The sequence below is a fragment of the Stenotrophomonas sp. SXG-1 genome, assembly GCF_014083965.1.
GTDB classification, from domain to species: Bacteria; Pseudomonadota; Gammaproteobacteria; order Xanthomonadales; family Xanthomonadaceae; genus Stenotrophomonas; species Stenotrophomonas geniculata.
The window spans coordinates 3,399,256-3,425,171 of the sequence record NZ_CP046588.1; the positions used below are offsets into that span (position 1 = coordinate 3,399,256).

The 25,916-nt window shown below is 67.2% G+C and carries 22 protein-coding genes; 5 read left to right on the forward strand and 17 right to left on the reverse strand.

All coding sequences use genetic code 11. The features are described 5' to 3' along the window. Positions 1–25: 25 nt before the first annotated feature. The gene (locus tag GOC52_RS15590; RefSeq protein ID WP_191849829.1) at positions 26–373 is read right to left on the reverse strand and encodes a DUF1304 domain-containing protein; all 348 of its coding nucleotides are present in this window, start codon (positions 371–373) and stop codon (positions 26–28) included. Positions 374–403: 30 nt separating this feature from the next. Next, on the reverse strand, positions 404–1,732 hold the full coding sequence (locus GOC52_RS15595) for an NTP/NDP exchange transporter (protein WP_010482728.1): 1,329 nt from the start codon (positions 1,730–1,732) through the stop codon (positions 404–406). 287 nt (positions 1,733–2,019) lie between these two features. On the opposite strand from GOC52_RS15595, the gene GOC52_RS15600 reads away from it, so the two are divergent. Continuing rightward, positions 2,020–3,417, forward strand: a complete 1,398-nt coding sequence (locus GOC52_RS15600) for a serine hydrolase domain-containing protein (protein WP_043399162.1) — start codon at positions 2,020–2,022, stop codon at positions 3,415–3,417. Positions 3,418–3,558: 141 nt separating this feature from the next. Here the strand turns inward: GOC52_RS15600 and GOC52_RS15605 are convergent, their stop codons facing one another. After that, complete coding sequence (locus GOC52_RS15605; protein ID WP_043399165.1) at positions 3,559–4,317, reverse strand: SDR family NAD(P)-dependent oxidoreductase; 759 nt, start codon at positions 4,315–4,317, stop codon at positions 3,559–3,561. A 114-nt stretch (positions 4,318–4,431) separates the two neighbouring features. Between GOC52_RS15605 and GOC52_RS15610 the strand changes: the two genes are divergently transcribed. Beyond that, positions 4,432–5,325 (forward strand): LysR family transcriptional regulator, encoded by an 894-nt coding sequence (locus GOC52_RS15610; protein WP_043399168.1) that lies wholly within the window; start codon positions 4,432–4,434, stop codon positions 5,323–5,325. A 120-nt stretch (positions 5,326–5,445) separates the two neighbouring features. On the opposite strand, the gene GOC52_RS15615 is transcribed toward GOC52_RS15610, so the two are convergent. After that, positions 5,446–5,964, reverse strand: a complete 519-nt coding sequence (locus tag GOC52_RS15615; RefSeq protein WP_032130057.1) for a hypothetical protein — start codon at positions 5,962–5,964, stop codon at positions 5,446–5,448. 111 nt (positions 5,965–6,075) lie between these two features. On the opposite strand from GOC52_RS15615, the gene GOC52_RS15620 reads away from it, so the two are divergent. Next, positions 6,076–6,447: a hypothetical protein gene (locus GOC52_RS15620; protein WP_148563093.1), complete on the forward strand. Its 372-nt coding sequence runs from the start codon at positions 6,076–6,078 to the stop codon at positions 6,445–6,447. A gap of 292 nt (positions 6,448–6,739) precedes the next feature. Here GOC52_RS15620 and gcvH read toward each other — a convergent pair whose 3' ends face one another. The 9 genes from gcvH to nudE form a co-directional block, all read right to left on the reverse strand. After that, positions 6,740–7,135: a glycine cleavage system protein GcvH gene (gene gcvH / locus GOC52_RS15625; RefSeq protein WP_010482723.1), complete on the reverse strand. Its 396-nt coding sequence runs from the start codon at positions 7,133–7,135 to the stop codon at positions 6,740–6,742. A 93-nt stretch (positions 7,136–7,228) separates the two neighbouring features. After that, a complete protein-coding gene (gene gcvT / locus GOC52_RS15630; RefSeq protein WP_010482722.1) occupies positions 7,229–8,341 on the reverse strand; it encodes a glycine cleavage system aminomethyltransferase GcvT in 1,113 nt (370 codons plus the stop codon). 144 nt (positions 8,342–8,485) lie between these two features. After that, the gene (locus GOC52_RS15635; RefSeq protein WP_010482721.1) at positions 8,486–8,929 is read right to left on the reverse strand and encodes an NfeD family protein; all 444 of its coding nucleotides are present in this window, start codon (positions 8,927–8,929) and stop codon (positions 8,486–8,488) included. 1 nt (position 8,930) lies between these two features. After that, positions 8,931–9,890, reverse strand: a complete 960-nt coding sequence (locus GOC52_RS15640) for an SPFH domain-containing protein (RefSeq protein ID WP_005410704.1) — start codon at positions 9,888–9,890, stop codon at positions 8,931–8,933. Positions 9,891–9,956: 66 nt separating this feature from the next. Beyond that, positions 9,957–10,259 carry a DUF962 domain-containing protein gene (locus tag GOC52_RS15645; RefSeq protein WP_029550878.1) on the reverse strand — a complete coding sequence of 101 codons (303 nt, stop codon included), beginning with the start codon at positions 10,257–10,259 and terminating at the stop codon, positions 9,957–9,959. Between the two features lie 161 nt (positions 10,260–10,420). Continuing rightward, positions 10,421–10,750, reverse strand: coding sequence for a YnfA family protein (locus GOC52_RS15650; protein ID WP_010482716.1), 330 nt, complete (start codon positions 10,748–10,750; stop codon positions 10,421–10,423). Next, positions 10,747–11,586: a nucleoside triphosphate pyrophosphohydrolase gene (gene mazG / locus GOC52_RS15655; RefSeq protein ID WP_191849831.1), complete on the reverse strand. Its 840-nt coding sequence runs from the start codon at positions 11,584–11,586 to the stop codon at positions 10,747–10,749. The genes GOC52_RS15650 and mazG overlap by 4 nt, the downstream gene beginning before the upstream one ends. Before the next feature lie 13 nt (positions 11,587–11,599). Continuing rightward, positions 11,600–12,403: a 3'(2'),5'-bisphosphate nucleotidase CysQ gene (cysQ, locus tag GOC52_RS15660; protein WP_010482714.1), complete on the reverse strand. Its 804-nt coding sequence runs from the start codon at positions 12,401–12,403 to the stop codon at positions 11,600–11,602. Further along, on the reverse strand, positions 12,400–12,963 hold the full coding sequence (nudE, locus tag GOC52_RS15665; protein ID WP_010482713.1) for an ADP compounds hydrolase NudE: 564 nt from the start codon (positions 12,961–12,963) through the stop codon (positions 12,400–12,402). The genes cysQ and nudE overlap by 4 nt, the downstream gene beginning before the upstream one ends. A gap of 77 nt (positions 12,964–13,040) precedes the next feature. Here nudE and bioA point away from each other — a divergent pair, with 77 nt between their 5' ends. Both bioA and GOC52_RS15675 read left to right on the forward strand, forming a co-directional pair. Next, the gene (gene bioA / locus GOC52_RS15670) at positions 13,041–14,432 is read left to right on the forward strand and encodes an adenosylmethionine--8-amino-7-oxononanoate transaminase (RefSeq protein WP_071306215.1); all 1,392 of its coding nucleotides are present in this window, start codon (positions 13,041–13,043) and stop codon (positions 14,430–14,432) included. Further along, the gene (locus GOC52_RS15675) at positions 14,423–15,160 is read left to right on the forward strand and encodes a 16S rRNA (uracil(1498)-N(3))-methyltransferase (RefSeq protein WP_043399181.1); all 738 of its coding nucleotides are present in this window, start codon (positions 14,423–14,425) and stop codon (positions 15,158–15,160) included. Before bioA ends, GOC52_RS15675 begins: the two co-directional genes overlap by 10 nt. Positions 15,161–15,264: 104 nt before the next feature. Here the strand turns inward: GOC52_RS15675 and GOC52_RS15680 are convergent, their stop codons facing one another. From GOC52_RS15680 to GOC52_RS15695, 4 genes are all read right to left on the reverse strand, one after another. After that, positions 15,265–15,729, reverse strand: a complete 465-nt coding sequence (locus GOC52_RS15680; protein WP_010482710.1) for a chemotaxis protein CheW — start codon at positions 15,727–15,729, stop codon at positions 15,265–15,267. After that, the gene (locus tag GOC52_RS15685; protein ID WP_191849833.1) at positions 15,726–17,066 is read right to left on the reverse strand and encodes a chemotaxis protein CheB; all 1,341 of its coding nucleotides are present in this window, start codon (positions 17,064–17,066) and stop codon (positions 15,726–15,728) included. The genes GOC52_RS15680 and GOC52_RS15685 overlap by 4 nt, the downstream gene beginning before the upstream one ends. Further along, positions 17,053–23,766, reverse strand: a complete 6,714-nt coding sequence (locus GOC52_RS15690) for an Hpt domain-containing protein (protein WP_191849835.1) — start codon at positions 23,764–23,766, stop codon at positions 17,053–17,055. The genes GOC52_RS15685 and GOC52_RS15690 overlap by 14 nt, the downstream gene beginning before the upstream one ends. Positions 23,767–23,866: 100 nt before the next feature. Continuing rightward, the gene (locus GOC52_RS15695) at positions 23,867–25,903 is read right to left on the reverse strand and encodes a methyl-accepting chemotaxis protein (protein WP_191849837.1); all 2,037 of its coding nucleotides are present in this window, start codon (positions 25,901–25,903) and stop codon (positions 23,867–23,869) included. Between the last annotated feature and the right edge of the window lie 13 nt (positions 25,904–25,916).

The following is a 25,916-nucleotide window of genomic DNA, read 5'->3' on the forward strand; positions in this document are numbered from 1 at the left end:
TGGCGCTTGCCAGCACGCGCCCACTTCAGAGCACTCGCAACACCAGTGCCAGGATCGCCGGTACGGCCTGGATCATGAATATGCGCGGGCTTACGCTCCATGCGCCATAGGCCCCCGCCACCACCACGCAGCCCAACGAGAACGTCACCAGCACCGGCTGCGCCATCACCAGCCCCAACACGATGCCCGCCGCCAGGAAGCCGTTGTACAGGCCCTGGTTGGCCGCCAGCACGCGCGTGGTCTCCGCCTTCTCCGGCGTGTTGCGGAACGTCTTCAAGCCCAGCGGACGGGTCCACAGGAACATCTCCAGCACCAGGAAGTACAGGTGCAGCACCGCGACCAGCACGGTCAGCAGCAGCGCGATCAGCGACATGGTTTCTCTCCTCGAAATGACTGGACGGGATCAGCGGTCGCGCGGCAGCTTTTTTTCTTCGCGCAGTACACCAAACGCGGCGGCGGTCATGCACGCGGCAACCACCACGCCACCGATGAACACCACATGTGAACCAAACAGCGACAAGCCCTTGTGCACCCACGCAAAGCTCAGGTCCGCGCCGCGGTACACCACCGTATCGATGGCCGCGCCGGCCTTGTAACGCCACTGCCGGTCCACGCGGGTATAGATGGTTTCACGTGCCGGCTTGGCCAATGCGAACTCGCTGGCGCGGGTCATCACCTGCACCACGGCCACCATCAACGGCATGGGTGATGCGGCAAGCACCGAGAAGCCGATCAGGATCGCAAAGCCAGGGATCAACAGGGCCGGCGCGATGCCGTGGCGCGACAGCAGCCAGCGGGTCAGGCCCAGCTGCATCAGCAGCGCCAGTGCGTTCACCGCCAGATCGATACGCGAGAAGAAGGCCGTGGCAGCGCCTGCATCGTTGAACGCTGCACGCACGATACTGGCCTGCTGGTTGTACAGCAGGGTGCCCACGCCCACACCGAAAACCACCATGATCGCCAGCCAGCGCAGCAACGGCTCACGCACGATCAGTTTCAGGCCGTCCAGCACGCTGCCGCCCATCGGCTGCTCGCCGGATACCAGCTGCTGCTCCTGCTCACGCAGCACCGCCCAGTGCCGCAGCCGCCAGATGCTCAACAGGCAGATGGCGAGAAAGCCTGCCGAGACCAGCATCAGATTGGCAATGCCCACGCGCTGCACCAGCGCACTGGTGATGACCGGACCAAGGAAGGCACCGATGGTGCCGGCCGCGCCGATGTAACCGTAGAAGGCACGTGCCTGCGCGTTGGAAAACACATCGGCCATGAAGCTCCAGAACACCGCCACCGCGAACAGGTTGAAGACGGTGATCCAGAAAAAGAACGCCATCCCGCGGCCTGGCACACCGCTATCGAACAGTACGTAGAAGCCCAGCAGAGTGACGATGAAGAACCCATACACCGCCGGCAGGAACACCCGCCGCGGGAAGCGGCTGACCAGCCAGCCGTACACCGGCTGCAGTACCAGCATGATCACGAACACGCAGGAGAACAGGAACTGCAGGACGAAGTCCTTCAGCGCGATGCCATGGCTGGCAAACCAGGCGATCAGCATCGGCGGGAACACGGTCTCCAGGTCGGCCGAGGCAGCCATCGCCTCACGCACCGGGCGCAGCACGTAGTAGCCACTGAGCAGGCAGAAGAAGTACAGGAACGACCACCACAGCGCCGGCGACTCACGCAGTGCCACCGTCAGCCCACGCAGCGGCCCCTTGCCCTTCACCGCGCTCACGCGGCGTCCCTCGCCAGAAGACGGCGGTTGGACAGCGGCATGGCAGGCTCCGGGGGGCGGTGAAGCGCGTACGTTAGCCAATGCACTGCAACATCGCCAGCAGCAGCCACGCAGAAGGCTGCAACGCAGTGTCACGGCCGCACCCATACGACACGTTCCGACACATGCTTTCAGGGCGTCAAAATTCCAACTTTTTCAACGAGATGCGCATTCATCTTCGCTTTGTTTGTGCACAAGGGAAAAGCGGCGCTAGAATCGCCATCAGCAGTCGCGCACGGGTCTCCACGATGAAAAAGAACAGCCTGCGTCGTCCGATCCGTTCGGCGGCCACCGGTTTGCTGGGCATGTTGATGCCCGTTGCCTTGTCCACCACCGCGCAGACCCCGTCGCCATTGCCGCCGATGCCGGCCAACATCGAATCCGCCGCCACCGCCGTCGCCCACACGCAGCCCGCCGCCTACCGCACCGGCCTGGTGCCGCAGGTGCAGCTGCCGGCGGCCGGCTTCAACGTGGCCAATATCGAATCGATGGCGCAGCAGCTTACCTATGGCGAGCGCGTGCCGGGCATGGCGGTGGCCATCGTGCAGGGCGGCCGCATCCTCAGCGCGCGCGGCTATGGCGTTACCGACGTCAACAACCCGCTGCCGGTCGATGCCCACACCGTGTTCCGCCTGGCCTCGCTGTCCAAGGCCTTCGCCGGCACCATGGCCGGCCTGCTGGTCAACGACGGCACGCTGCGCTGGGACAGCAAGGTCACCGACTATGTGCCGGGCTTCCGCCTGAACTCGCCGGAAGCGACCGATCGCCTGACCGTGGCCGACGTGCTCAGCCATCGCGTCGGCCTGCCCTACAACGCCTACGACCGCGACATCGAAGGCAACGCCGAGTACTACGCGCTGACCCAGAAGCTGGCCAACACCAGCCTGAAGTGCCTGCCGGGCGACTGCTACGCCTACCAGAACGTGGCCTTCAGCCTGATCGGCGACGTCGTCTACGCGGCCTCCGGCAGCTTCTACGAGCAGTCGGTCGAGCGCCGCATCTTCAAGCCGCTGGGCATGAACGATGCCAGCCTCGGCCTGGCCGGCATCCAGGCCAGCTCGCGCTGGGCGCGTCCGCACGTGCGCAGCCGCAATGGCTGGGTGTCGCTGACACCGAAGCCGACCTACTACCGCGTCGCCCCGGCTGCCGGCGTCAACGCCAGCGCCAGCGACATGGCGCAATGGCTGCTGGCCCACACCGGCCACCGCCCGGACGTGCTGCCGGCACCACTGCTGGCCACCCTGCACTCCAGCCTGATCAACACCCCCGGGGAGATGCGTTCGGGCTGGCGCCGCGAGCGCCTGCATTCGGCCGGCTACGCACTGGGCTGGCGCACCTTCGACTATGCCGGCCACGATGTGGTGTTCCATGCCGGTGCCGTGCAGGGCTATCGTGGCCTGGTCGCGCTGGTGCCGGAGCGCGATCTCGGCATCGCCATCATGTGGAACGGCGAAAGCGGCCTGCCCAGCGGCCTGCTGCCGACCGTGCTCGATTCCGCGCTCGGCCTGCCGACGCAGCGCTGGCTGGATGTGGACACCGACTTCGGCAGCGACAACCTGATGGCCGAGGGCGCAAGCCCGGCGCAGCAGGACAAGCGCAAGGGCAAGGGTGCCTCGAGCAACCGCGCGGTGGCGTCCCCGCGCTGATCAGGCGGGCTCGACCGTAAACATGAAGGGCGGCCTGAGGGCTGCCCTTTTTGTTGTTGTGTAGCGCCGAGCCGTGCTCGGCTGAGCGGAATTCTGGCGCGAGGCAGCCGAGCATGGGCTCGGCTCTACAGCTCCGCAGCGCTAATGCGCGAAGTAGTGCATGCCGCCATCCACCGGAATCACCGCACCGGTGATGTAGCCGGCCAGCGGCGAAGCCAGGAAGGCCACCAGCGGCGCCACTTCGTCCGGCTCGCCGAAGCGCCCGATCGGAATGTTGCGTGCAATGAACTCGCGCCGGCTTTCCTCGGTGGGATGCAGGCGATCAAGAATCTGCGGGCTGTTGATGCGCCCCGGTGCAATCGCATTCACCGTAATCCCCTGCCCGGCCACCTCCGACGACAACCCCTTGCTCCACAGATGCAGCGCCGCCTTCGCCGCGGTGGCGGCATTCACCGAACGTGGCTCCATCGAACCGCTGAAATTGATCACCCGTCCCCATGCCTGCGCCTGCATGCCGGGCAACAGCACCTGGGTCAGCCGTCGTGCGGCGGAGAAGTTCAGGGCGATCGCTTCCTCCCAGACCTCGTCATCGGCATCCACCGTGGTCGGCCGGGAGCCCCCTGCGGCATTGACCAGGATGTCCACGCGCTGCAATGCCTCCCGGGATGCCTCCGCGATGGACCGGACGTCGTCGGCGACGGTGACATCGCCGACCACGATGACCGGTGCCGCGCCGCCTTCGGCTTCGATCCGCGCCGCCAGCGCCTGCAGGGGCGCGCGCTGCCGCGACGTGATGGCGACGCGCACGCCTTGGGCCGCCAGATGCCTGGCGACGGCGGCACCGATGCCACTGCCCGCCCCCGTGACCAATGCGGTACGGCCTGCAAGATTCAAGTCCATGGTGTTCTCCTGTCCACGTGGCCGGCCAATCCAGCCCTTGCACGACATGCTGTTTGATCACCCCTGATTGATAAACTCCGCGCAGGTTTCAGCATTCAACACCCGGAGTGTCAGATGAACCTGCTGGAAAGCATGCAGGTCTACGTGCTGATCGTGGACAAGGGCAGCCTCAGTGCAGCGGCGGCGGCGATGGATATCTCCGCGACGATGGTCGGCAAGCATCTGCGCGCATTGGAGGCACGGTTGGGCATGCAGTTGTTGAGCCGTACCACCCGGCGCCAGCATATGACGCCCTTCGGCGAGGACTACTACACCCGCTGCCGGGAGATCCTGCGCCTGGTGGAAGAAACCGATGCGCAGGCGCAGCACCAGCAGCTGGCACCGGCGGGTACGCTGCGCATCAGTGCGCCGGTGATCTTCGGCACGCATGCGCTGGTACCGGCACTGGCCGAGTACATGGCGCGCCATCCGGAGGTCCGGGTCGAAGCCACGCTGACCGACCGCGTGGTCGACCTCGCCGAGGAGGGTTTCGAAGCGGCGCTGCGCATCGGCACGCTGGCCGACAGCAGCATGCTGGTGGCGCGTGCGCTGGCACCGTATCGCTTGATGATGTGCGCATCGCCCGGATACCTCGCCCGGCACGGTACGCCCTCCGACCTGCAGGCGCTTGCCCGGCACCAATGCCTGTCCTTCGAACCCAGCGCACTGGCGCAGTGGCTGCAGGTCGATGCTGGCGGGCTTGAGCGTGTGCCCGACGGCCGGCTGCAGATCAACAACGGCGAAGCACTGCGCACGGCGGCGCTGCATGGGCTGGGCATCGTGCTGCAGTCGGCACTGCTGCTGGCTGCCGACGTCGACGCCGGACGCCTGGTGCAGCTGTTCCCGGAGCATGGCCAGACCGGTCGGCCGATGCACGTGGTCTACGCCCACGATCGCTACCACTCGACCCGCCTGCGCAGCTTCCTGGACTTCCTGGTGGAGCGCTTTCCACCGTCGCCGCACCGCTAGCGTCGACCGTCAGAAAAGCCGTCGGGCATGGCCCGACGCTACAAACCGCTCCATAAAAAAACCCCCTCCCCGCTGGGCAGCCAGGGAAGGGGGTTTCAGGATGCGGCTATCGGGAAGTACTTAGATCAGCGGCGCCGGGGTTGCCGGCAGAGCGACCGGAGCGGCCTTCTTCTTGCGGGCGGCCGGCTTGCGCTTGGCAACCTTCTTCGCTGCCTTCTTCGGGGCAGCCTTCTTGGTGGCCTTCTTCGCGGTCTTCTTTACTGCCTTCTTGGCGGTCTTCTTGACGGCCTTCTTGGCAGTCGCCTTCTTCGCGACCTTCTTGGCCGGCTTGCGGGCCGTTGCCTTCTTGGCAGTCTTCTTGGTGGCCTTCTTGGCTACCTTCTTGACGGCCTTCTTCGCGGTCTTCTTGACGGCCTTCTTGGCAGTGGACTTCTTGGCTACCTTCTTCGCCGCCTTCTTCACTGCCTTCTTCGCAGTGGTCTTCTTGGCGACCTTCTTCGCAGCCTTCTTCACTGCCTTCTTGGCGGTCGCCTTCTTCGCGACCTTCTTCACTGCCTTCTTGGCAGCAGCCTTCTTCGCGACCTTCTTCACCGCTTTCTTGGCGGCGGGCTTCTTCTTCGCAGCTTTCTTGGTTGCCATGGGATGGCTCCTCGTCAGTGATAGGGAGTTGAAACGCCCAGTTGGATCAAACCCGCGGATGCTGCGTGCGGGGACCGCCGGCGCGTCAGGCGCGCCGTTACGGATGCGGCAATGCCCGCCTCGATCGGCGGAGCGGACATCGGAACGGGAGTTGCCTTGCATTTCTCCGGGGGAAGCGGGGCCATGTCCACCGTCATCAGGGTCGCGGTGGTCTTGAAGGGGCTGCTTCGCATCGGACGATTGATTCTGCGCACTCGGTTGGGCAGGCAAGGTCTGCTGAGGCGAAACCTAATCACGGTTTTTTTTACTGTCAACAACCCCCGCGAAAAATTTTCACATCCGCGCCATCCCGGACGCCGCCCGCACCACCGCCGTGCGCGCCCTGCTACGACCATTGAAGCGGCGCGCACGCGCGTCGCATGCGACGACGCCGATGCGCTCTCTGAACAAAAAACACTTGAAATAAGCACTCTGCGCAGATAGGCACATGTTCTGGACAACAGCGCACGTGCATCGCCGATGGTCACCGGCACCGTCGCCAACGCCAGCACAACGGGGCCGCAACGGGGGGCGAAGAGTTTTCACATCTGATCGCTTCGGCGCAGGGCGGAAACGCGGATTTGCGCAAAACTGCGCACGCCGATCGGCACCGTTCGTCTGTCGGCTGATGCCACGCCGAGGGTGCAGAGCGAACCCGCCGTCATGAGTCCGACGCACTCACCAAAACAAAAACGGCCACCCGAAGGTGGCCGTTCCAGAACCCGGAAGTGACGACTCAGTGGTCGTCGTTTTCCAGGGCTTCGGCATACGCGTCCGGATCCAGCAGTTCGTTGAGCTCTTCGGCGTTGGTCAGTTCGACCACGAACATCCAGCCTTCGCCGTAGGCATCTTCATTGATGGTTTCCGGCTTGTCGGACAGCGCCGAGTTGACCTCGACGACCTTGCCGCTGATCGGGCTGTAGACGTCCGAGGCGGCCTTCACCGATTCGACAACGGCGATCTGCTCGCCAGCCTTTGCGTCAGCGCCGACTTCCGGCAGTTCGACGTAGACCAGGTCACCCAGCAGGCCCTGGGCGTGGTCGGAAATACCGACGGTGACACGGCCATTGCCTTCGACACGGGCCCACTCATGGGACTTGAGGAACTTGAGGTCGCCGGGGATCTCGCTCATGGGACTGCTCCAGAGATATGCAGGGGTGGAAAAAACGGGGCTAGTGTAACCAACCGGCCGCCACTGCTGTCAGTGACGATCGGCAGTTTCGGATCAGGCGTCGGCGAGCACGCCGGGCTGGGCCTGGCCTTCGCGCACGAACGGGAACTTGACCACGCGTACCGGTACCTGCCGGCCGCGGATGTCGACGGTGACCTCGCCGAGTTCACCGGCCGGTACGCGGGCGAAGGCGATGCCCTTGGCCAGGGTCGGCGAGAAGGTGCCGGACAGGATCTCGCCCTGGCCGCCCGCGGTGGTCACCGCCTGGCCGTGGCGCAGCACGCCCTTCTCGTCCATCACCAGGCCGATCATCTGGCGTGCGGTGCCGGCGGCCTTCTGCGCTTCCAGCACGTCGCGGCCGATGAAGTCGCGGCCTTCGTCCAGCGACACGGTCCAGGCCAGCGCCGCTTCGTACGGGCTGATCTCTTCGTCCATGTCCTGGCCGTACAGGTTCATGCCGGCTTCCAGGCGCAGCGTGTCGCGTGCGCCGAGGCCGGCCGGCTTCACGCCCGCCGCCAGCAGGCGGTTCCAGAACGCGACCACTGCGTCCTGCGGCAGCAGGATCTCGAAACCGTCTTCGCCGGTGTAACCGGTACGGGCGACGAACAGTTCGACGCCGTCATCGGACTGCACCTGCAGGGCGGCGAAACGGCCCAGCTTGGTCAGCGCCTGACGGTCCGCATCACGCGCCAGGCCGATCACGATGTCGCGCGCCTGCGGTCCCTGCACGGCCAGGATGGCCAGGTCCGGGCGCTGCTCGACGGTGACGCCGAACGGCGCAGCCTGCTCGCGCAGCCAGGCCAGGTCCTTCTCGCGGGTGGAGGCATTGACCACCATGCGGAAGAAATCGTCGCCCAGGTAGTAGACGATCAGGTCGTCGATGACGCCGCCGCGCGGGTTCAGCATGCACGAGTACAGCGCCTTGCCGGTCACCTTCAGCTTGTCGACCGAGTTGGCCAGCAGGCGGCGCAGGAACGGCTTGACCTGCTCACCGCGCAGGTCGACCACCGTCATGTGGCTGACGTCGAACACACCGGACTCGCGACGCACCTGGTGGTGCTCGTCCAGCTGCGAGCCGTAGTGGATGGGCATGTCCCAACCCCCGAAATCGACCATCTTGGCGCCAAGGGCGCGGTGGGTATCGTTGAGCAGCGTCTTCTGGGTCATGACCGGGTCCGGCAGCAGAGGAAACAAGAATCCCCATTATCCCAGATCGGTCGCCCACAGGCGTGCCGCAGCGCAGCGCCGGAGCTGTAGAGCCGAGCCCATGCCCGGCTGCTCTTCGTGTGGGAGCCGAGCGTGGGCTCGGCTCTACAGGGGGCGGCCTGCGTCCTCGACCACCAGCACCGTGCCCTGCACGCTGCGCACCCGCACCCACGTACCCGCAGGCAGCTCCGGACCGCTCACCTGCCAGGACGCATCGTCGATGCTGACCCGTCCCTGGCCACCGACGATGCCCTGCTGCAGTACCACCTCCCGGCCGACCAGCTGCTCGGCGCGGCGGTTGAGCAACGGCGCATCGCTGGGCCGTGCCCGCGGCCGCCCCCAGCGCCGGTAGCACTGGATCGAGACCACACTCAGCAGGACGAAAGCGATCACCTGCCACAACAGCGGAATGTCACTGAACACCGCAACCAATACGAACACCGCCGCTGCGCCGATGCCGATCCACAGCATGAACGCGCCAGGTGCCAACGCCTCTGCCGCGAACAGCAGCAGCGCCAACGCGCCCCAACCGACGACTTCCCAACGCATGTCAGCCTCCGAGCGGCGGCGGCCGCTTGCCGGCGGCCTTGTTGTCCTGGCTGGCCAGCGCCTGCTTCGCCAGTTCGGCCACGCCCGCGATCGAACCGATCACGCCACTGGCCTCCATCGGCATCAGCACCAGCTTCTGGTTCGGCGAACTGGCCAGTTCCTTGAACGCTTCCACGTACTTCTGCGCAACAAAGTAGTTGATCGCCTGCACGTCACCCTCGGCAATCGCCGCCGACACCACCTTGGTCGCCATCGCTTCGGCCTCGGCCAGGCGCTCGCGCGCCTCGGCATCGCGGAATGCAGCTTCGCGACGGCCTTCGGCCTCCAGCACGGTCGCCTGCTTTTCGCCATCGGCGCGCAGGATCTCCGACTGGCGTGAACCCTCTGCCTCGAGGATCTGCGCGCGCTTTTCGCGCTCGGCCTTCATCTGCCGCGCCATCGCGTCCAGCAGATCGCGCGGCGGCTGGATGTCGCGAATCTCGATGCGGTTGACCTTCACGCCCCAGGGATTGGTGGCATGGTCGACCACGCTCAGCAGCTGGGCATTGATCACCTCGCGCTGGCTGAGCGATTCGTCCAGGTCCATCGAACCGATCACGGTACGGATGTTGGTCTGCACCAGGGCGATCATCGCCACTTCCAGGTTGGCCACCTCATAGGCGGCCTTGGCGGCATCCAGGACCTGGAAGAACACCACACCGTCCACGCGCACGGCGGCGTTGTCCTTGGTGATCACTTCCTGGCTGGGCACATCCAGCACCTGCTCCATCATGTTCACCTTGCGCCCCACCCCGTACACGATCGGGATCAGGAAATGCAGGCCGGGGGTCATGGTGTGCGTGTAGCGCCCGAAGCGCTCGACGGTCCACTCGTAGCCCTGGGGCACCATCCGTACCGCCTTGAACAGGATCACCACGGCCACGAAGGCCAGTACCACGGTAAAGAACATGGTCGGGAACATCTTGCTTTCCTTATCGATGACGTCCAGGCCCCAGCATAGCGCGTGAAGGCCGCATTCACAGCGGCGCTACCAGGGCACGCGCCCGCGCAGGATGTCGGCGAACATCACCCAGTCGCCCATGAACGAGTACAGCGGGTGCTGGAAGGTGGCCGGGCGGTTCTTCTCGAAAAAGAAATGGCCGACCCAGGCGCAGCTGTAACCGCAGAACAGGGCGGCCAGCAGCAGCATCGGTTGCCCACGCAGGATCGCTGCCGCGACCAGCAGCAGTACGCCGCAGCTGCCGATGAAGTGCAGCCGGCGCGATACCGGGTGGCGGTGCTCGCTGAGATAGAACGGATAGAACTCGCGGAAGCTGGCGAAGCGGGACATGCGCATGCTCCGGGGGCCGTGGTCAGGCCCATCATGCGCCTTTCGGGGGGCGCTGCGCTGCCTTGCAGCACCGAACCATGCTCGGCTTGCGCGTGCCAGCGCGGTCGGAAAGAAGAGCAGCCGAGCGTGGGCTCGGCTCTACAGAACCGCCTTGCCCGGACCTACACCGATGAGGTGCGCGGCCCGAACATGATCACCGCCATGCCGGCCAGGCACAGCGCGGCGCCGAACAGGTCCCAGCGGCTGGGACGGATGCCATCGACCAGCCACAGCCAGAACAGCGCGGTGCCGATGTAGACGCCACCGTAGGCGGCATAGACCCGACCACTGGCGGTCGGATGCAGGGTCAACAGCCAGGCGAACAGGGCCAGGCTGGCGGCCGCCGGCAGCAGCAGCCAGATGCTGCCGCCCTTGCGCAGCCACAACCACGGCAGGTAGCAGCCGACGATCTCGGCAAGCGCCGTCAGCAGGAACAGGCCGAGTGTCTTCACGCCTTCTCCGCCGCCTTGGCGTGCTGCCAGAGCGCTTCCTGCGCCTCCAGGTCCATCGCAGCCAGCGCCCCACCCTGCGCATCGGCCTGCGCTTCCATCGCACGGAAGCGACGTTCGAACTTGTGGTTGGCCCCGCGCAGCGCCGCACCCAGATCGATATCGGCGTGGCGCGCCAGGTTGGCGCAGACGAACAGCAGGTCGCCCAGTTCTTCCTGCAGGCGCGCCTTGTTGCCGGCGATATCGCCGCGCTCGAACTCCTCGCGCAGCTCCTGCAGTTCCTCGGCAGCCTTGTCCAGCACCGGCAACGGGCCCGGCCAGTCGAAGCCGACCTTGGCCGCGCGCGACTGCAGCTTCACTGCCCGCTGCCATTCCGGCAGGCCGCGCGAGATGCCGGCCAGCGCGGAGGTGTCCTGCTCGCCCTTGGCGGCGCGCTCGGCGCGCTTGATCGCCTCCCAGTTACGCATTACCCCGTCGGCATCATCGACACTGACCTCGGCGAACACGTGCGGGTGGCGGCGCTGCATCTTGTTGCTGATCGCGCGGGCCACGTCTGCGAAGGCGAAGCTGCCCTGCTCTTCGGCCATGCGCGCATGGAACACCACCTGCAACAACAGGTCGCCCAGCTCGTCGCACAGGTCGTCGAGGTCGCCGCGGGCGATCGCATCGGCCACCTCGTAGGCTTCCTCGATGGTGTACGGCGCGATGGTCGCGAAGTTCTGCTCCAGGTCCCACGGGCAGCCGCCCTGCGGATCGCGCAGGCGCGCCATGATCGCCAGCAGGCGCTCCAGTTCGTTGCTTGCGGCGCTGCCGGTGGTGGGGGTGTCGTGCGCGCTCATGCGGCCTCCAGGGTCAATCGGACAACCAGTCACGCCATGGCAGGCTGGTATCACCAAGGGCAATGAAATCGCCGTTCAACAGGGTCTCGCGGCGGTTGTAGCGGAACGGCTTGCCGGTCGCGGCCGACAGTACCGCACCACCGGCGGCGTGCAGCACGCACTGGCCGGCAGCGGTATCCCATTCAGAGGTCGGACCCAGCCGCGGATAGACATCCAGGCCACCTTCGGCGATCCGGCAGAATTTCAGCGACGAGCCCTGCGCGATGGTCTCGATGCGGCCCATCCTCGCCAGCAGCGCCTCGGTCTCCGGTGAGCGGTGCGAACGGCTGGCGGCAACCCGCAACGGTGCGGTGGCCGGTGTACGGGTGCGCAGCACGGTGTCGTGCAGGCCCTGCCGGCGATAGGCCAACTCGCCGCGCATGGCATGCCAGACGATGCCGGTGACCGGGGCCAGCACCACGCCGAAAGCCGGTGCGCCCTGGTAGATCAACGCGATGTTGACGCTGAACTCGCCGTTGCGCTTGACGAACTCGCGGGTGCCGTCGAGCGGGTCGACCAGCCAGTAGGCCCCCCAGTGGCGGCGCTGCTCCCAGCCCACCTGCGCCGATTCCTCGGACAGGATCGGCAGGTCCGGGGTCAGCTGCTGCAGGCCCTGTTCAATGACCTGGTTGGCCGCCAGGTCGGCACTGGTGACCGGGCTGTTGTCGTCCTTGATCTGCACCTCGAAGCCATCGGCATAGACCTGCATGATGGCCTGTCCGGCTTCCTGGGCGATGGCGATGGCGGTCTCGCGCAGGTCCGTGGTCAGTTTGATCATCGCAATCCCTGCAGCCACTGGCGGGCGATGAACAGCGCCGCCAGCGAGCGTCCCTCGGAGAAGTCCTCACGCAGCATCAGCTGGTCCAGCTCGGCCAGCTTCCACGGGACAACTTCCAGTTCTTCCGGCTCGTCGCCGGCCAGCTTTTCCGGGTACAGGTCGCGCGCCACCACCAGCCACGACTGGTGGCTCATATAGGTCGGGGCAAGGGTCATTGCGCGCAGCACGTCGACCCGGCGCGCACCGTAACCGGCCTCTTCCTTCAGTTCGCGGTCCGCAGCCTGCTCGGGAGTCTCGCCGGCATCGATCCGGCCCTTGACCAGGCCCAGTTCGTAGCGGTGCATGCCTGCGGCGTATTCACGTACCAGCAGCACGGTCTCGTCGTCGAGCATCGGCACCACCACCACCGCACCATGGCCACGGCTGACCAGGCGCTCGAAGCGGCGGCGTTCGCCGTTGGAGAACTCCAGGTCCAGGTGCTGGCGCTGGAAGGGACCGTTCTCCTCATCGGTGATCCGATGGATGATCGGCAAGCGACGGCCGGCACGGTCATCGTTCATGCGGAATCTCCGCGGCGGCCGGCGCCTGCGCCGGGGCCGATAGAATGTGCAGGCAGCAACATGTTCATGAGCCCGAAATGCTAGCAGACCCAACCCCCTCCCCGCTGGCCCACCATTGGCGGCAGCGCGACCTGCAGGTGCTGTGGCACCCCTGCACGCAGATGCGCGAGCATCCGGACACCCTGCCGCTGGTGCCGATCGCCCGTGGCGAAGGTGCCTGGCTGATCGACCACGATGGCAATCGCTATCTGGATGCGGTCAGCAGCTGGTGGACCAACCTGTTCGGCCATGCCGAACCGCGCATCGGTGGCGCCATCGCCGCCCAGGCGACGCAGCTGGAACAGGTGATGCTGGCCGGCTTCGGCCATGAGCCGGCCATTACCCTGGCCGAACGCCTGCTGGCCCTGGCCCCGCACCAGCCTGGCCGCGAACCGCTGGCCAAGGTGTTCTACGCCGACAACGGTTCGGCCGGCGTGGAAGTGGCCCTGAAGATGGCCTTCCAGTACTTCCAGAACCGTGGGGAATCGCGGCGCACGCGTTTCATCGCACTGGAGAACGGCTACCACGGCGAGACCCTGGGCGCGCTGGCGCTGGGTGACATCCCGCTGTATCGCCGTGTCTACGCGCCGCTGCTGGCCGAAGGGCTGTTCGCGCCCTCGCCCGACGCTTACCTGGCCGAGCCCGGCCAGAGTGCAGCAGATCGCGCACGCCAGGCCGCCGATGGCCTGGCCACCCTGTTCGACCAGCATCCGGGCGAGATCTGCGCGGTGATCCTGGAACCGCGCCTGCAGTGTGCCGGCGGCATGCGCATGCACGATCCGGTCTATCTGCAGCGCGTGCGCGAACTGTGCGATGCCCATGGCGCGTTCATGATCGCCGACGAGATCGCCACCGGCTTCGGCCGCACCGGCACCCTGTTCGCCTGCGAGCAGGCAGGGGTGATGCCGGACCTGATGTGCCTGTCCAAGGGCCTGACCGGCGGCTTCCTGCCGCTGGCCGCGGTGCTGGCCACGCAGGCGCTGTACGACGCCTTCCTTGACGACTCGCGCGAGCGCGCGTTCCTGCACTCGCACAGCTACACCGGCAACCCGCTGGCCTGCGCGGCCGCGCTGGCGACGCTGGACATCTTCCGCGACGACGATGTGATCGCCCGCAACCGCAGCATCGCTTCCGTGATGGGTACGCTGGCGGCACCGTTCAACGACCATCCGCACGTGGCCGACGTGCGCCAGGCCGGCATGGTGGTGGCCTTCGAGCTGTCGCGCGACGGTAACAAGCGCACGCCGTTCGACCCGGCCATGCGGCTGGGCCTGCACGCCTACAAGGCCGCCTTGAAGCGCGGCGTGGTGCTGCGCCCGCTGGGCGACGTCCTGTACTGGATGCCACCCTACTGCGTGGACGACGAACAACTGGAGCTGCTGGCACATACCACACTGGCAGCGATTGACGAGGCGATTGCATGCGCGTGACCCGCTGCCCCATCGACCTGGCGCTGCACAGCGGCCAGACCGTGACCCTGCCGGAAGAGACGGCCAACCACCTGGTGCGGGTGATGCGCCTGCGCGAAGGCGATACCTGCGTCCTGTTCAACGGCGATGGCCACGACTACAGCGCGACGCTGACGGTGGCCGGCAAACGCGAGGTGCAGGTACGCATCGACGCCGTGCAGGCCATCAAGAATGAATCGCCACTGGCGATCACTCTGCTGCAGGGCATCGCGCGCGGCGAGAAGATGGACCTGATCCTGCAGAAGGCCACCGAACTGGGCGTGGCGGCGATCATTCCGGTCAACGCCGAGCGCACTGAGGTGAAGCTTGATGCAGCTCGGGCGGAGAAGCGCGTGGCGCACTGGAACAACGTGGTGACCTCGGCCTGCGGCCAGTCCGGGCGCGCGCGCATTCCGCAGGTGGGCTCGCCACTGTCGCTGGCGCAGGCCGCGGCGGCACTGCCAGTGGATACGCTGCGGTTGACGCTGGACCCGCAGGGCGCACATCGCCTGTCGACGCTGGCGGCCGCTCCGGCAGGCGGCATCGTGATCGCGATCGGCCCGGAAGGCGGCTGGTCGCCGCGCGACCGCGATCAACTGGCGGCGGCAGGCTTCCAGGGGCTGCAGCTGGGCCCGCGCATCCTGCGCACGGAAACCGCGGGGCTGGCCGCGATCGCGGCACTGCAGGCGCGGTTGGGCGATCTGGGATAAGGAGCAGGTCCGGTGACCGCGGCGCTCGCCGGGCATGGCCCGGCGCTACCCCGGGAATCCGGGTCACCTGTGGTAGCGCCGGGCCATGCCCGGCGGATTCCCCATCAGGCCGCCAGTGAATCCAGCGCGGCTTCCAGTGCATCCAGGTTTGGCAGCAGCGCGCTCTGCTCACCCAGCAGCACGCGCATGTGCACGATCTGCGGCAGGGTTTCTTCGGAGGCGTCGGCCAGCAGGCCGTCGCGCGGCACCGAGATCAGCTGCGGGAAATTCTGCGTCAGCAGCGCATAGTAGGGGCGCTGCGCGTTGCCGCTCAGGGCCTTCAGCACCACCACTTTGTTGTGGCCGGCCACCGCCTCTTCGCCCAGCCCCGAAAGGCGTGCGAACGACACCAGCGGCACCTGCCAGCCGTGCCAGCCGATTTCGCCAACCAGCCAGCGCGGCGCATCGGAGACCGGCTGCACCGGCACGCGCGACATCATTTCGGCCACGGTGGCATTGGGCAGCAGTACGCGCTCGTTGCCGGCCTGGATCAGGACGCCGCGGATTTCATCATTGCTGGCGTAGCTCATGGTGCCTCTCCGTTATCGTCTTCCGAGCCCCAGCGCGAGGCGATGGCCTGCGCCAGTTCCTGTGGCTCACCCGCCACCATGCCAGCGGCGACCACCGCCGTGGCTGCGGCAGGGTCATAGCAGCCCTCGCCGACCTGCCCGGCCACCCAGGCGCCGGCGGCGGCCAGATCCAGCGCCGGACTAACATGCGCAAGATCGGCACCGCTGAGCAGGACCAGCGCAGTGTGGTCAGCCGGCAGCGCGGCAATCGAAATACCCTGCGCGTCGCTGACGAAATGCAGGCCGTCACTGGCTGCCTGCACGCCAATGTCATCGGCCAGCACGTGCACTTCACCGGGTGTTGCACGCTGGCCAGCTTCGGCCAGCTGCACCGGCAACGGCGACACGCGTGCCATCTGCTTGACCAGGTTGCCGTAGCGTCCGCCATCCAGGCGCATGTGCACCAGGACCGGCACGCTCAGCGAAGACGGCAGCGCGCCGAGCAGGCGACGCAACGCGTCCGGGCCACCGATGCCGGCCAGCACCAGCAGCGATCCGGCGCGTGCGCCCACGGGCGCTGCGGCATCCAGGTCGACCAGGCTCAGATGACCGGTATCGAAGGAAGGCAGCGATGCCTCCACTGCAGCGTGGTGCGGAGCGGCGGCCGGGGCATCGGCCCCGTCTTCGACCAGGGACCAAGCGGTGTGGTCGAAGGAGACCGGCGGCAGGGGCGCTGCTGCGGGCGCGGTATCTGCCAGCGACGGCAGTACGGGCGGCTCCAGCGGCTCGGGCACGACCGGCTGCAACGCCGCCAGCGCCTGTTCCAGCGCGATCGGTTCGTGCAGCTGCGCGGGCGGCGAGTACAGGCTGTCAGCAGGGACCTCGTCGGCCCAGCTCAATGCCTGGTCCAGGTGCGGCTGCAACGCTTCTTCCTGCGGCGCCGGCGGTGGTGCCGGGTGGCCCGGCTCCAGCTGCAGGCCGGGTTCTTCTTCGGCCCCCGGCGGCAACACCTGCTGGTGGCCATGCAGCTTGGCGGCCAGATGACGGCCCCAGCGCTGAGCCTCCCAGCCATCACGACGTGCGGCCAGCTCGGCCTCGTCGAAGACCAGGGTCAGGCCCGGTGCGGACAGCACCGCTTCCAGGCGCTCCAATGCATCCTCAATGGCGGCCTCCAGCGCGATCACCACGAACTGCGGGCGCGCCTCCTGCAGGACCCGCACCTCCAGCGTATTGGGGTCATCTTCCAGCACCAGCTGTACATCGGCGTGCGACAACGCCTCGCGCAGGCGCTCACGCGCCGCGCCGGGGCGGGCCAGCAGGGCAACGGCCGGAGCCGTTTGGGTTTCACTCACGGACACGGGCGATCCCCAGCAGGTCGTACACGTTACGCATCAGGTCCAGTTCCTGGTACGGCTTGCCCAGATAGCGCTGGACACCAATCTCGAAGGCGCGCTGGCGGTGCTTGTCGCCGCTGCGCGAGGTGATCATCACGATCGGCACATCCTTGTAGCGCGGGTCGGCGCGCATCGCGGTGGCCAGCTCGTAGCCATCCATGCGCGGCATCTCGATATCCAGCAGCATCAGGTCCGGCACGCGCTCTTCCAGGCGTTCCAGCGCCTCCACGCCGTCGCGGGCAACGCTGACCTCGAAATTGTGGCGTTCGAGGATGCGGCCGGTGACCTTGCGCATGGTCAGGGAGTCGTCCACCACCATCACCAGCGGCACCTGGCGCTCCTGGCGCGGCGCATTGGCCAGTACCGGCAGTGTCGGATTGGCGAGGAAGCGGCGCACCAGCGGCGCCACGTCCAGGATCACCACCACACGGCCATCGCCGGTGATGGTCGCGCCGTAGATGCCCGGCACCGATGCGATCTGCAGGCCGACCGGCTTGACCACGATTTCGCGGTTGCCCAGCACCTGGTCGATTGCCACGGCGGCACGCAGGTCGCCGGCGCGGACCAGCAGCAGCGGCACCTGGTCCTGGCCGTCGGCACGCGCCGGAGCCTGCCCGACCAGGCTGCCGAGGTCGTACAGCGGATAGTCCTCGCCGCTGTAGCGATAGCTGCTGTCGGCCGCTTCGAAACGCTCGCGCGACAGGCGGCCGATGCCACTGACCGAGGCGACCGGCACCGCAAAGGTGGTTTCGCCGATCTGCACGAACACCGCCTGGGTGACGGCCAGCGTCTGCGGCAGGCGCAGGGTGAAGCGCACGCCCTGGCCCCGCACCGACTGGATGTCGACCGAACCGCCGAGCTGGCGCACTTCGTTGCGCACCACGTCCATGCCCACGCCGCGGCCGGCCAGCTGGCTGACCTGATCGGCGGTGGTGAAGCCGGACGCGAAGATCAGGTTGTCCAGCTCCTGCTCGTTCGGCTGTGCATCGGCGGCCAGCAGGCCGCGGTCGATGGCGCGGCGGCGGATCGCTTCGCGGTCCAGGCCGGCGCCGTCATCGGCCACTTCCAGCACGATTTCCGAACCTTCGCGGTGCAGGCGGATGGCGATCTCGCCCTCCTCCGGCTTGCCGGCGGCGCGGCGCTGCTCCGGCGCCTCCAGGCCATGGGCCACGGAGTTGCGCAGCATGTGTTCCAGCGGCGCGACCATGCGGTCGAGGACGTTGCGGTCCAGTTCGCCGTGGGTACCTTCCAGGGTCAGGTGGACCTGCTTGCCGGTATCCATGCCGGACTGGCGGACCACGCGGCGCAGGCGCGGCACCAGGCCGTCGAACGGTACCATGCGCGCGCGCATCAGGCCATCCTGCAGCTCGGAGCTGACGCGCGATTGCTGCTGCAGCAGCGAATCGTACTGGCGCGACAGATCGTCAAGCACGCCCTGCAGGCCACCCAGGTCGGCCGCCGACTCGTTCAGCGCACGGCTGAGCTGCTGCAGGGTGGAGAAGCGGTCCAGTTCCAGCGGATCGAATTTCTGGTCGGCCTGGTCCTGTTCGCGCTGGTAGCGGGCGACGATCTGCGCCTCGGTTTCCAGGTCGAGTCGGCGCAACTGGTCGCGCAGTCGCGCATTGGTGCGCTCCAGTTCGCCCATGGCACCACGGAAGGCACCCAGCTGCTGTTCAAGCCGCGAGCGGTAGATCGCCACTTCACCGGCATGGTTGACCAGGCGGTCGAGCAGGTCGGCGCGCACGCGCACCTGCTCCTGCTGCGGACGCGCCAGCGGATCTTCATCGACCACGCCTTCTGCCGGCAGCGGTGCCGACAACGGCGCATCGAGCAGTGCCGGAGCCGGGCTGGCGACCGGTGCCGAGTCGGTTTCTGCGACGCTCGCGACGGTGGCCGCCGCTGCCGCAGCGATATCGGTGGTGGTACGCACTTCGAACGCGTCGACCAGGTCCTGCGCTGGTTCCACTACGCGATGATCACCGGTGCGGGTAAGCAGCTGGTGCAGGCGATCGAAGCCACGCTCCAGCAGCTGCACATCACGGCGCTCGATCTCGGTGCGACCGGCGGCGACGGCTTCCAGCAGCGATTCGATGCTGTGGCCGAGATCGCCGATGGCGTTGATGCCGGCCATGCGCGCGCCCCCCTTGAGGGTGTGCAGGTCACGCTGCAGGCCGGCCAGCACCTCGCGATCCTGCGGTGCATCGCGCAGTTCGCTGATCAGGCCATCACAGTGGTCGAGCAGGTCCTTGCCTTCATCGACAAAGATATCGACCAGCTCGCGGTCGTACACGCTGAAGTCAAGTGCGTCGGCGCCGTCTTCGGCATCGGCCGCATCAGGCGCCTGCTCGAGGTGCGGCGCACGGGGCGTGACGTCGGCCTCTGCAATCTCGGCCTCTGCAATCTCGGCATCGGCATCGGCGTCGGCATCGGCTTCGACCATGCCCTGGCCCGGCGCCTCTTCCATCTCGAAGAAGCGCACCGCAGCAGCGCTGCCCTGCGGGGGCTCCGCGGTGATCTCCTCAATCACCGTCGCCGGGGACGGCTGATCGGCGCTCTCTCCTTCACCGACCGCCGCCTCCCCGCCGACGTCCGCATCCTCGGCAAAGGCATCTGCCTCGCCCGGCGCGAGTTCGCTGGCCTGGAGGCCGATCACGGGCGATTGCCCGTCGTCGTCCAGGGTCTGCTCTTCCTCGATCACGTGCAGGCCGGCCTCGAGCGCGGCTGCCAGCGTGACCGGTTCTGCAAAACCCGGCACAGCCATTTCATCCTGCAGGCTCGACAGCCCGCTGTCGAGTGGCAGTGCAGCAGCGTCGTCAATGACGCGGTCATCGCCACGGCCCGAATCAAAGGACAGCGACGTATTCAGGTCGATCGCGTCAACTTCCGCAGACACCGGCAGCTCTTCCGCGTCACGGTCATCCACCGGCAGCGCACTGGCGTCGAGGTACGGCGACAGATCGTCGGCCATGGTCAGATCAGCGTCTTCGACCGTCGCGATCGTGGGCACGGCATCTACGTCGGCCACTTCGACAACAGGCGCACTCTCGACCGGCTGGATCGATTCAATCGTGCCGATGTCCGCCACGGCAGGTTCATCTTCGCCTGGCACCGACGCCCAGCCGGCGTCGAAGTAACGCGAAAGATCGTCGCTGGCGGTCAGCTCGCCCACGTCCAGGCCGCTGTCGGCCGCGACATCCAGCGGCTGCGGCTCGGCTGCAGCTGGAACCGGTTCCAGCGCATCTTCGGCAAGCAGTTGCGGCTCGGCAATGAGATCGGGCTCCGCATCGAAAGCGGACGGCATGCTGGTTTCGTCCAGCGCGTCCAGCCCAGCCAGCGGCGCTTCGGCTTCGGATGCCGGCTCGACATCAGCCGCCAGCTCGACGCCCTCCTCATCCTCGTCTTCCAGCGCGAACAGCGGCCAGTGTGCTTCCGGCAGCTCGCCGGCCAATACCTGCAGCCGCTGCACCAACGCGCCCTGCGGAACAATGCGCGGCTGTTCGGCCTGCAGCGCCTCCATGGTCGCGGTGATCGCCTGCGCAGTCGCATCCAGTGCGGCAACGCCTTCGTCGCCAGGCACCACGTCGGCGGCCAGCGCGCGCTTGATGTAGGACTCGGCACCGCCGGTAACCGCCGTGATTTCCGGCACTTCGGTCATCGCGAAGGCGCCGTTCATGGTGTGCACTGCGCGCAGCAGCGCGTCGCTGACCGGCTGCGGTGCCTGCTGCGCCGAGCGCAGCCAATCCTGCAGGGTGGCCTGGTGGACTTCCACTTCGGCTTCGAGGATCTCGCGCAGCACGCTGTCGATGTTGGCTGGCGTGCCCACGGCCTCGGGCACCGGCTCGGCTTCGTCCTGCACCGACGCGATGGCTTCGGCCGCCAGGATGCGGCTGATCTCGTCCTCGCCTTCGGCCTCGGCCACCGGTGCGGCCGCTACCGGCAGCGGCACGTAATAGGTTTCCTCACCGGCGCCGACACGATCGGCGATGGCTTGCATCGCCTGCAGGTCCACGCTTATGCGCTGGCCATGGCGCAGCGCGGCGTTCAGCTGCGGCAGCGCGGCATGTGCGTTATCGACCATCGCCAGCACGGCCGGAGTGGCCGGGCGGCTGCCATCAAGCACGCGGTTGAGCATGCCTTCGATCTTCCAGGCGAACTCGCCCAGGGTGCGCGCCCCCACCAGGCGGCCACTGCCCTTGAGGGTGTGGAAGATGCGCCGGATCGGCCGCAGCCGGTCCATGTTGTCCAGCTGCACACGCCATGCCGGCAGCAGCGTGCCAAGGTTGGTCAGCTCGTCGTCGAACTCTTCCAGGAACACCTCGCGGATGTCCTCGTCGATGTTCTCGGCATCGTCGTCGAAGCCGGCCTCGAAGCCGGCCTCGGTCCCAGCCACGACCGGGATGTCCGCAGCGGGCGGAGCCGCCATGGCCTGCGGATTGAAGTCGGCCGCCGCGGCGCTCAGCTCGGCAAAGAACTGCGCGTCGGCTTCGCTGAAATCGATGGGAGCGATGGTGTCGATATCAATCACCGACACCGCCGGTGCCGGTGCATCGGAGGCCGGCGCCAGCACCTCGGCCATCGGCGCGGGCACGTCCTCCGGCACATCCGCCGGAACGGCGTCCACTCCGGCAACCACAGGGCTTTCGTCTACCCGCAGGGGCGTGGCGGCATCGACGATCTCCAGCGACGGATGCAATCCGGCGTCGTCGTCCAGCGACAGCGTCTCCATCGCGTGCAGCGACAGCACGTCGTCGGCATTGTCCAGTGCATCGCCGTCGAAACGGAATACCACGTCCTCGCCGGCGGCAACCGCATCGTGCTCGGCAGCGACCGGGTCGAACACCGGCACGGCAAAGTCAGCGGTGTCGAAGGGCACCGAGGCGTCGACGTCGCCCTCGACAGCCATCACGGCCGCATCGGCCACTGCCGGCGGCGCTGCCTCCGACAGTGTCCACTGCGGCGCCGATCCCACTCCGGTTTCGGCCCGTTCGAAACTGACCGGCTCGAAGCTGGCGAAGGTCGGACTGCGCTCGTCTTCGGCACTCGCGGCCGGATCGGAGTCGGAATGGAACGGTGCGAGATCCCATTGCGGCACGTCGGGTGCAGGCGCGCTGGAGGCGGCGAAGACCAAGGGCGCATCTGCGTCGTCCTGCAGCGACAGCGGTGCGGATGCAACGGTCCCCAGCGCACCGAACATCAGGCTGTTGTCCACCACCTCCGGTGCAGGCGTGGCCGGTGGCGGATCAAAGGTAAAGTCCGGCAGCGGCACCGGCACAGTGCCGGCGGCGGGCGCGGCCAGCTGCACCGGAATCTCGATGCGCTCCGGCTGCAACGGCTCGGCCTGCAGCGCGACCGGCTCGCGTTCGATCAGCAGCGATGCGAACGGAATCGGCGCGGCGGCAACAGGTTCCACCGTGTTGCGATCCGGCAACGGCCAGTAGCGCAGCGCTTCAAGGCTGCTGCGGGTGATGTCGAGAATGTCCTCGCGACCCGGGCGGCGGTCGCGCAGTGCTTCGAGGTAGTACTCCAGGCTGGCCATGGCATCGGCCAGGGTGTCCAGCTGACGGCCACTGGGCACGCGCTGGCGACCGATCAGCTCGGCTTCGATGTACTGCTGCACACCGCGCAGGTAATCGGCAGCCGTGCCCAGATCCAGCATGCGCAGCGCGCCGGAGACATCGCCCAGCAGGCGCGGCACGTCCTGCAGCTCGGCATGGTTCCAGCTGGTTTCAATGAACGCGACGAAGTGCTCGCGCGCGGCGGCGAAGTTGGCGATGGCCTCATGCGCCAGCACCTCAACCGTGCGGCGGTTCTCCACCGCGCTCGGATCGTCCTCGCCACTGCCGCCGGCGCCCAGATGAGCAACCTGGTCATCCAGCGAGGCATCCACGTACAGCAGTGCCCCGGCGATATCCAGCAGCAGGTTCTCGTCGATCTGCTGGCGCCCTTCGACCACGCCACGCAGTGCATCACGCTGCTGCACGACCACGCCGCGGGCAACGCCCAGGCCCATCATGCCCAGCGTATCGGCCACCGCACCGAGTTCGTTGGCCTGGGTCTGCAGCTGTTCCGGCGCGCCGCCAGTACGCAGGTGCAGGTCCAGCGCATCCTTGATGCGCAGCAGTTCTTCCTTCACCGCACTGCCCACGGTATCGAGCAGCTCGCGGTTGCGCCCGCTCAGGCTGCCGCGGGCATGGTCCAGCTCGGCCTCGGTGGCGGTGACGCTGTCCGGTGCGAATGCCAGCAGCACACTGTCATGCACGCCTTCTTCGCCACGCGCGGCACGGATTTCGTTGAGCAGCGGCATCAGCACGATCGGAATATCGCGATGCCCGTTCTGCAGGCGCTCCAGGTAGTCAGGCAGCAGCACGCTGCCACGCATCAGGGTCGCGCAGGCTTCATCCCGATCGGCCACGCCACCGGCGCCAATGGCATTGGCCAGCTGTTCAAGCTCCTCGGCCACCATCGCCGGGGCATACAGTTCGACCATGCGCAGGGTGCCCTGCACCTGGTGCAGGTAGCCGGCGCAGATGCGCATGCGGCTGGCATCGGCCGGGTCTTCCGCGTAGTACTCGACCTCGTTGCGCACCTGGCGCAGGGTCTCGTCCAGCTCGGGCTTGACCCAACCCAGCGCTGCGTGGCTCATCGCATCGCGCAGACTGCTCATGGACGCGCTCCGTTCGCCGCCGCGCGGAAGCCGCGCGAGTTCTGGCGTGGGGAATGGAAATGCTTCATCGACTGGTTCCTTGCTCGCCGCCCTGCCCGCGTCACGCCGGCAGCTTGAAGTCGGCGACCGAACGACGCAGGTCGGCCGCCAGCTGCGCGAGGTGGCCGATCGATTCGGCGGTCTGCCCGGCACCCTGCGAGGTCTGGCCGGTGATCTGCCGGATCACGCCCATGGTGCGGGTGATGTCCGAGGCCGCGGCGGACTGCTGCTGGGCGGCGATGGAGATGTTCTTGATGAGGGTGTTCAGTGCATTGGACACGCGTTCGATTTCGGTCAGCGCGGTGCCGGCGTCCTCGGCCAGGCGTGCACCGGACACCACTTCGGCGGTGGTCTGTTCCATCGAGGTGACCGCTTCGTTGGTATCGGCCTGAATGGCCTGCACCAGGTTCTCGATGCGTCGGGTCGCGCCGGAGGTACGTTCTGCCAGGCGCTGCACTTCGTCGGCCACGACCGCGAAGCCGCGGCCCGCTTCACCGGCCGACGCTGCCTGCACCGCAGCGTTCAACGCCAGGATGTTGGTCTGCTCGGAAATGTCGTTGATCAGTTCCACGATCGAGCCGATTTCCTGCGACGACTCGCCCAGGCGCTTGATGCGCTTGGAGGTTTCCTGGATCTGGTCACGGATCTGGTCCATGCCCTGGATGGTCTCGCGCACCACGCCGGCACCCTCGGCGGCGATCACCACCGAGCGCTGCGCCACGTCGGCCGACTCGGCCGAGTTGCGCGACACCTGTTCGATGCTCGCCGCGATTTCGCCGATGCGGTCCGAAGCCGAAGTGATCTGGTTGGCCTGGTGGCCCGCCGCCTCTGCCAGCTGCATGGCGGTCGCCTGGGTTTCCTGGGTGGACAGCGCGACCTTGGCCGAGGTGTCGTTGATGGTGGTCACCAGGTGGCGCAGCTCGTCGACGGCGTAGTTGATCGCGTCGGCGATGGCGCCGGTCATGTCCTCGGTCACCGAGGCCTTCACTGTCAGGTCGCCCTCACCCAGCGAGGAAATTTCGTCCAGCAGCCGCATGATCGCCTGCTGGTTGCGGCTGTTGAACTCCACCTGGGTCTGGTAGCGCAGTTCCTGCTCGCGCGAGCGGCTGCGCACGTTGGTGGAGACGAAACCGATGATCGCAATCAGCGACAGCGCACCGGAGACCACGCCGATCCAGAAATTCGGGAACAGGCGGGTATCGGACACCGAACCGAACGAGGAGAACGCCTCGAACAGCTTGCGGCTGTCGTCCAGCATGTGCGCCGAACCCTGGCCCAGTGCGGTGGCCGCCGACTGCGCCGCGAACAGCTGGCGCGAGCTGGCCAAGATCGCGTCGGCGTCCTGCTTCATCGCTTCCCACTTCTGCTGCGACTGCTCCAGCGCGGCCACGGCGGCGGCACCGCGCACGGCGGTGATGCCCAGTTCCTCGTTGCCGTTGCGCAGGCCGTCGAGCACCTGCGAGAACACGGTGATGTCACGGGCCAGTGCGTCGCCCGAGGTGGCAGCGGCGGTGCCACCGGCACGCATTTCCGTCACGCGGCGGGCCATGGAGCCGGCCACCACCACCTGCTGCAGGGCGCTGTACACCTGCGACGACGGGGCGCCGGAAGCGGACATCGCACGCACCAGCTCGTTCAGCTGGGCCTGCAGCCCCGGCACGGCGCCGGTGAAGTTGTTGGCGTTGCCGGCCAGGGCCAGCACCGCCGGTTCACTGGCGACCAGCTGCCCGGCCTGCTTGCCCAGCGGCGCCCAGGTTTCGCCCAGGGTGGCGATCGCACCGGACACGCCCGGTTCCTTGCCGTAGCGCCCCTGCAGGGTCGACACGTTCTGTTCGATCGCGTTGCGGGTGGCCTTGAAGGCGGTGAACGCCTGCGCGTTGCCGCCCACCGCGTCACGGCCCTGGTTGGCCAGCTGCTGTGACAGCACCTGCAGGTCGGCCGCCTTGGAACCGGCATCGGCCAGGCGACTGCCCTGCCAGGTGGCGACGCCGGTGTTGACGCCGAACAGGATCATCGATGCCAGCAGCAGGAACAGCCAGAGGTTGCTGCCGCCCAGCCGCAGCTTGCCGGTCTTGGTGGCGTCCGAAGCAGTACTCATCGTTCAACCTCGA

What these genes read in the sequence shown, in the direction of transcription:
- GOC52_RS15590 (WP_191849829.1), bottom strand. Translation starts at nt 373, where the DNA reads ATGTCGCTGATCGCGCTGCTGCTGACCGTGCTGGTCGCGGTGCTGCAC.
- GOC52_RS15600 (WP_043399162.1), top strand. Translation starts at nt 2,020, where the DNA reads ATGAAAAAGAACAGCCTGCGTCGTCCGATCCGTTCGGCGGCCACCGGT.
- GOC52_RS15605 (WP_043399165.1), bottom strand. Translation starts at nt 4,317, where the DNA reads ATGGACTTGAATCTTGCAGGCCGTACCGCATTGGTCACGGGGGCGGGC.
- GOC52_RS15610 (WP_043399168.1), top strand. Translation starts at nt 4,432, where the DNA reads ATGAACCTGCTGGAAAGCATGCAGGTCTACGTGCTGATCGTGGACAAG.
- GOC52_RS15615 (WP_032130057.1), bottom strand. Translation starts at nt 5,964, where the DNA reads ATGGCAACCAAGAAAGCTGCGAAGAAGAAGCCCGCCGCCAAGAAAGCG.
- GOC52_RS15620 (WP_148563093.1), top strand. Translation starts at nt 6,076, where the DNA reads ATGCCCGCCTCGATCGGCGGAGCGGACATCGGAACGGGAGTTGCCTTG.
- gcvH (WP_010482723.1), bottom strand. Translation starts at nt 7,135, where the DNA reads ATGAGCGAGATCCCCGGCGACCTCAAGTTCCTCAAGTCCCATGAGTGG.
- gcvT (WP_010482722.1), bottom strand. Translation starts at nt 8,341, where the DNA reads ATGACCCAGAAGACGCTGCTCAACGATACCCACCGCGCCCTTGGCGCC.
- GOC52_RS15635 (WP_010482721.1), bottom strand. Translation starts at nt 8,929, where the DNA reads ATGCGTTGGGAAGTCGTCGGTTGGGGCGCGTTGGCGCTGCTGCTGTTC.
- GOC52_RS15640 (WP_005410704.1), bottom strand. Translation starts at nt 9,890, where the DNA reads ATGTTCCCGACCATGTTCTTTACCGTGGTACTGGCCTTCGTGGCCGTG.
- GOC52_RS15645 (WP_029550878.1), bottom strand. Translation starts at nt 10,259, where the DNA reads ATGTCCCGCTTCGCCAGCTTCCGCGAGTTCTATCCGTTCTATCTCAGC.
- mazG (WP_191849831.1), bottom strand. Translation starts at nt 11,586, where the DNA reads ATGAGCGCGCACGACACCCCCACCACCGGCAGCGCCGCAAGCAACGAA.
- cysQ (WP_010482714.1), bottom strand. Translation starts at nt 12,403, where the DNA reads ATGATCAAACTGACCACGGACCTGCGCGAGACCGCCATCGCCATCGCC.
- nudE (WP_010482713.1), bottom strand. Translation starts at nt 12,963, where the DNA reads ATGAACGATGACCGTGCCGGCCGTCGCTTGCCGATCATCCATCGGATC.
- bioA (WP_071306215.1), top strand. Translation starts at nt 13,041, where the DNA reads ATGCTAGCAGACCCAACCCCCTCCCCGCTGGCCCACCATTGGCGGCAG.
- GOC52_RS15675 (WP_043399181.1), top strand. Translation starts at nt 14,423, where the DNA reads ATGCGCGTGACCCGCTGCCCCATCGACCTGGCGCTGCACAGCGGCCAG.
- GOC52_RS15680 (WP_010482710.1), bottom strand. Translation starts at nt 15,729, where the DNA reads ATGAGCTACGCCAGCAATGATGAAATCCGCGGCGTCCTGATCCAGGCC.
- GOC52_RS15690 (WP_191849835.1), bottom strand. Translation starts at nt 23,766, where the DNA reads ATGAGCAGTCTGCGCGATGCGATGAGCCACGCAGCGCTGGGTTGGGTC.
- GOC52_RS15695 (WP_191849837.1), bottom strand. Translation starts at nt 25,903, where the DNA reads ATGAGTACTGCTTCGGACGCCACCAAGACCGGCAAGCTGCGGCTGGGC.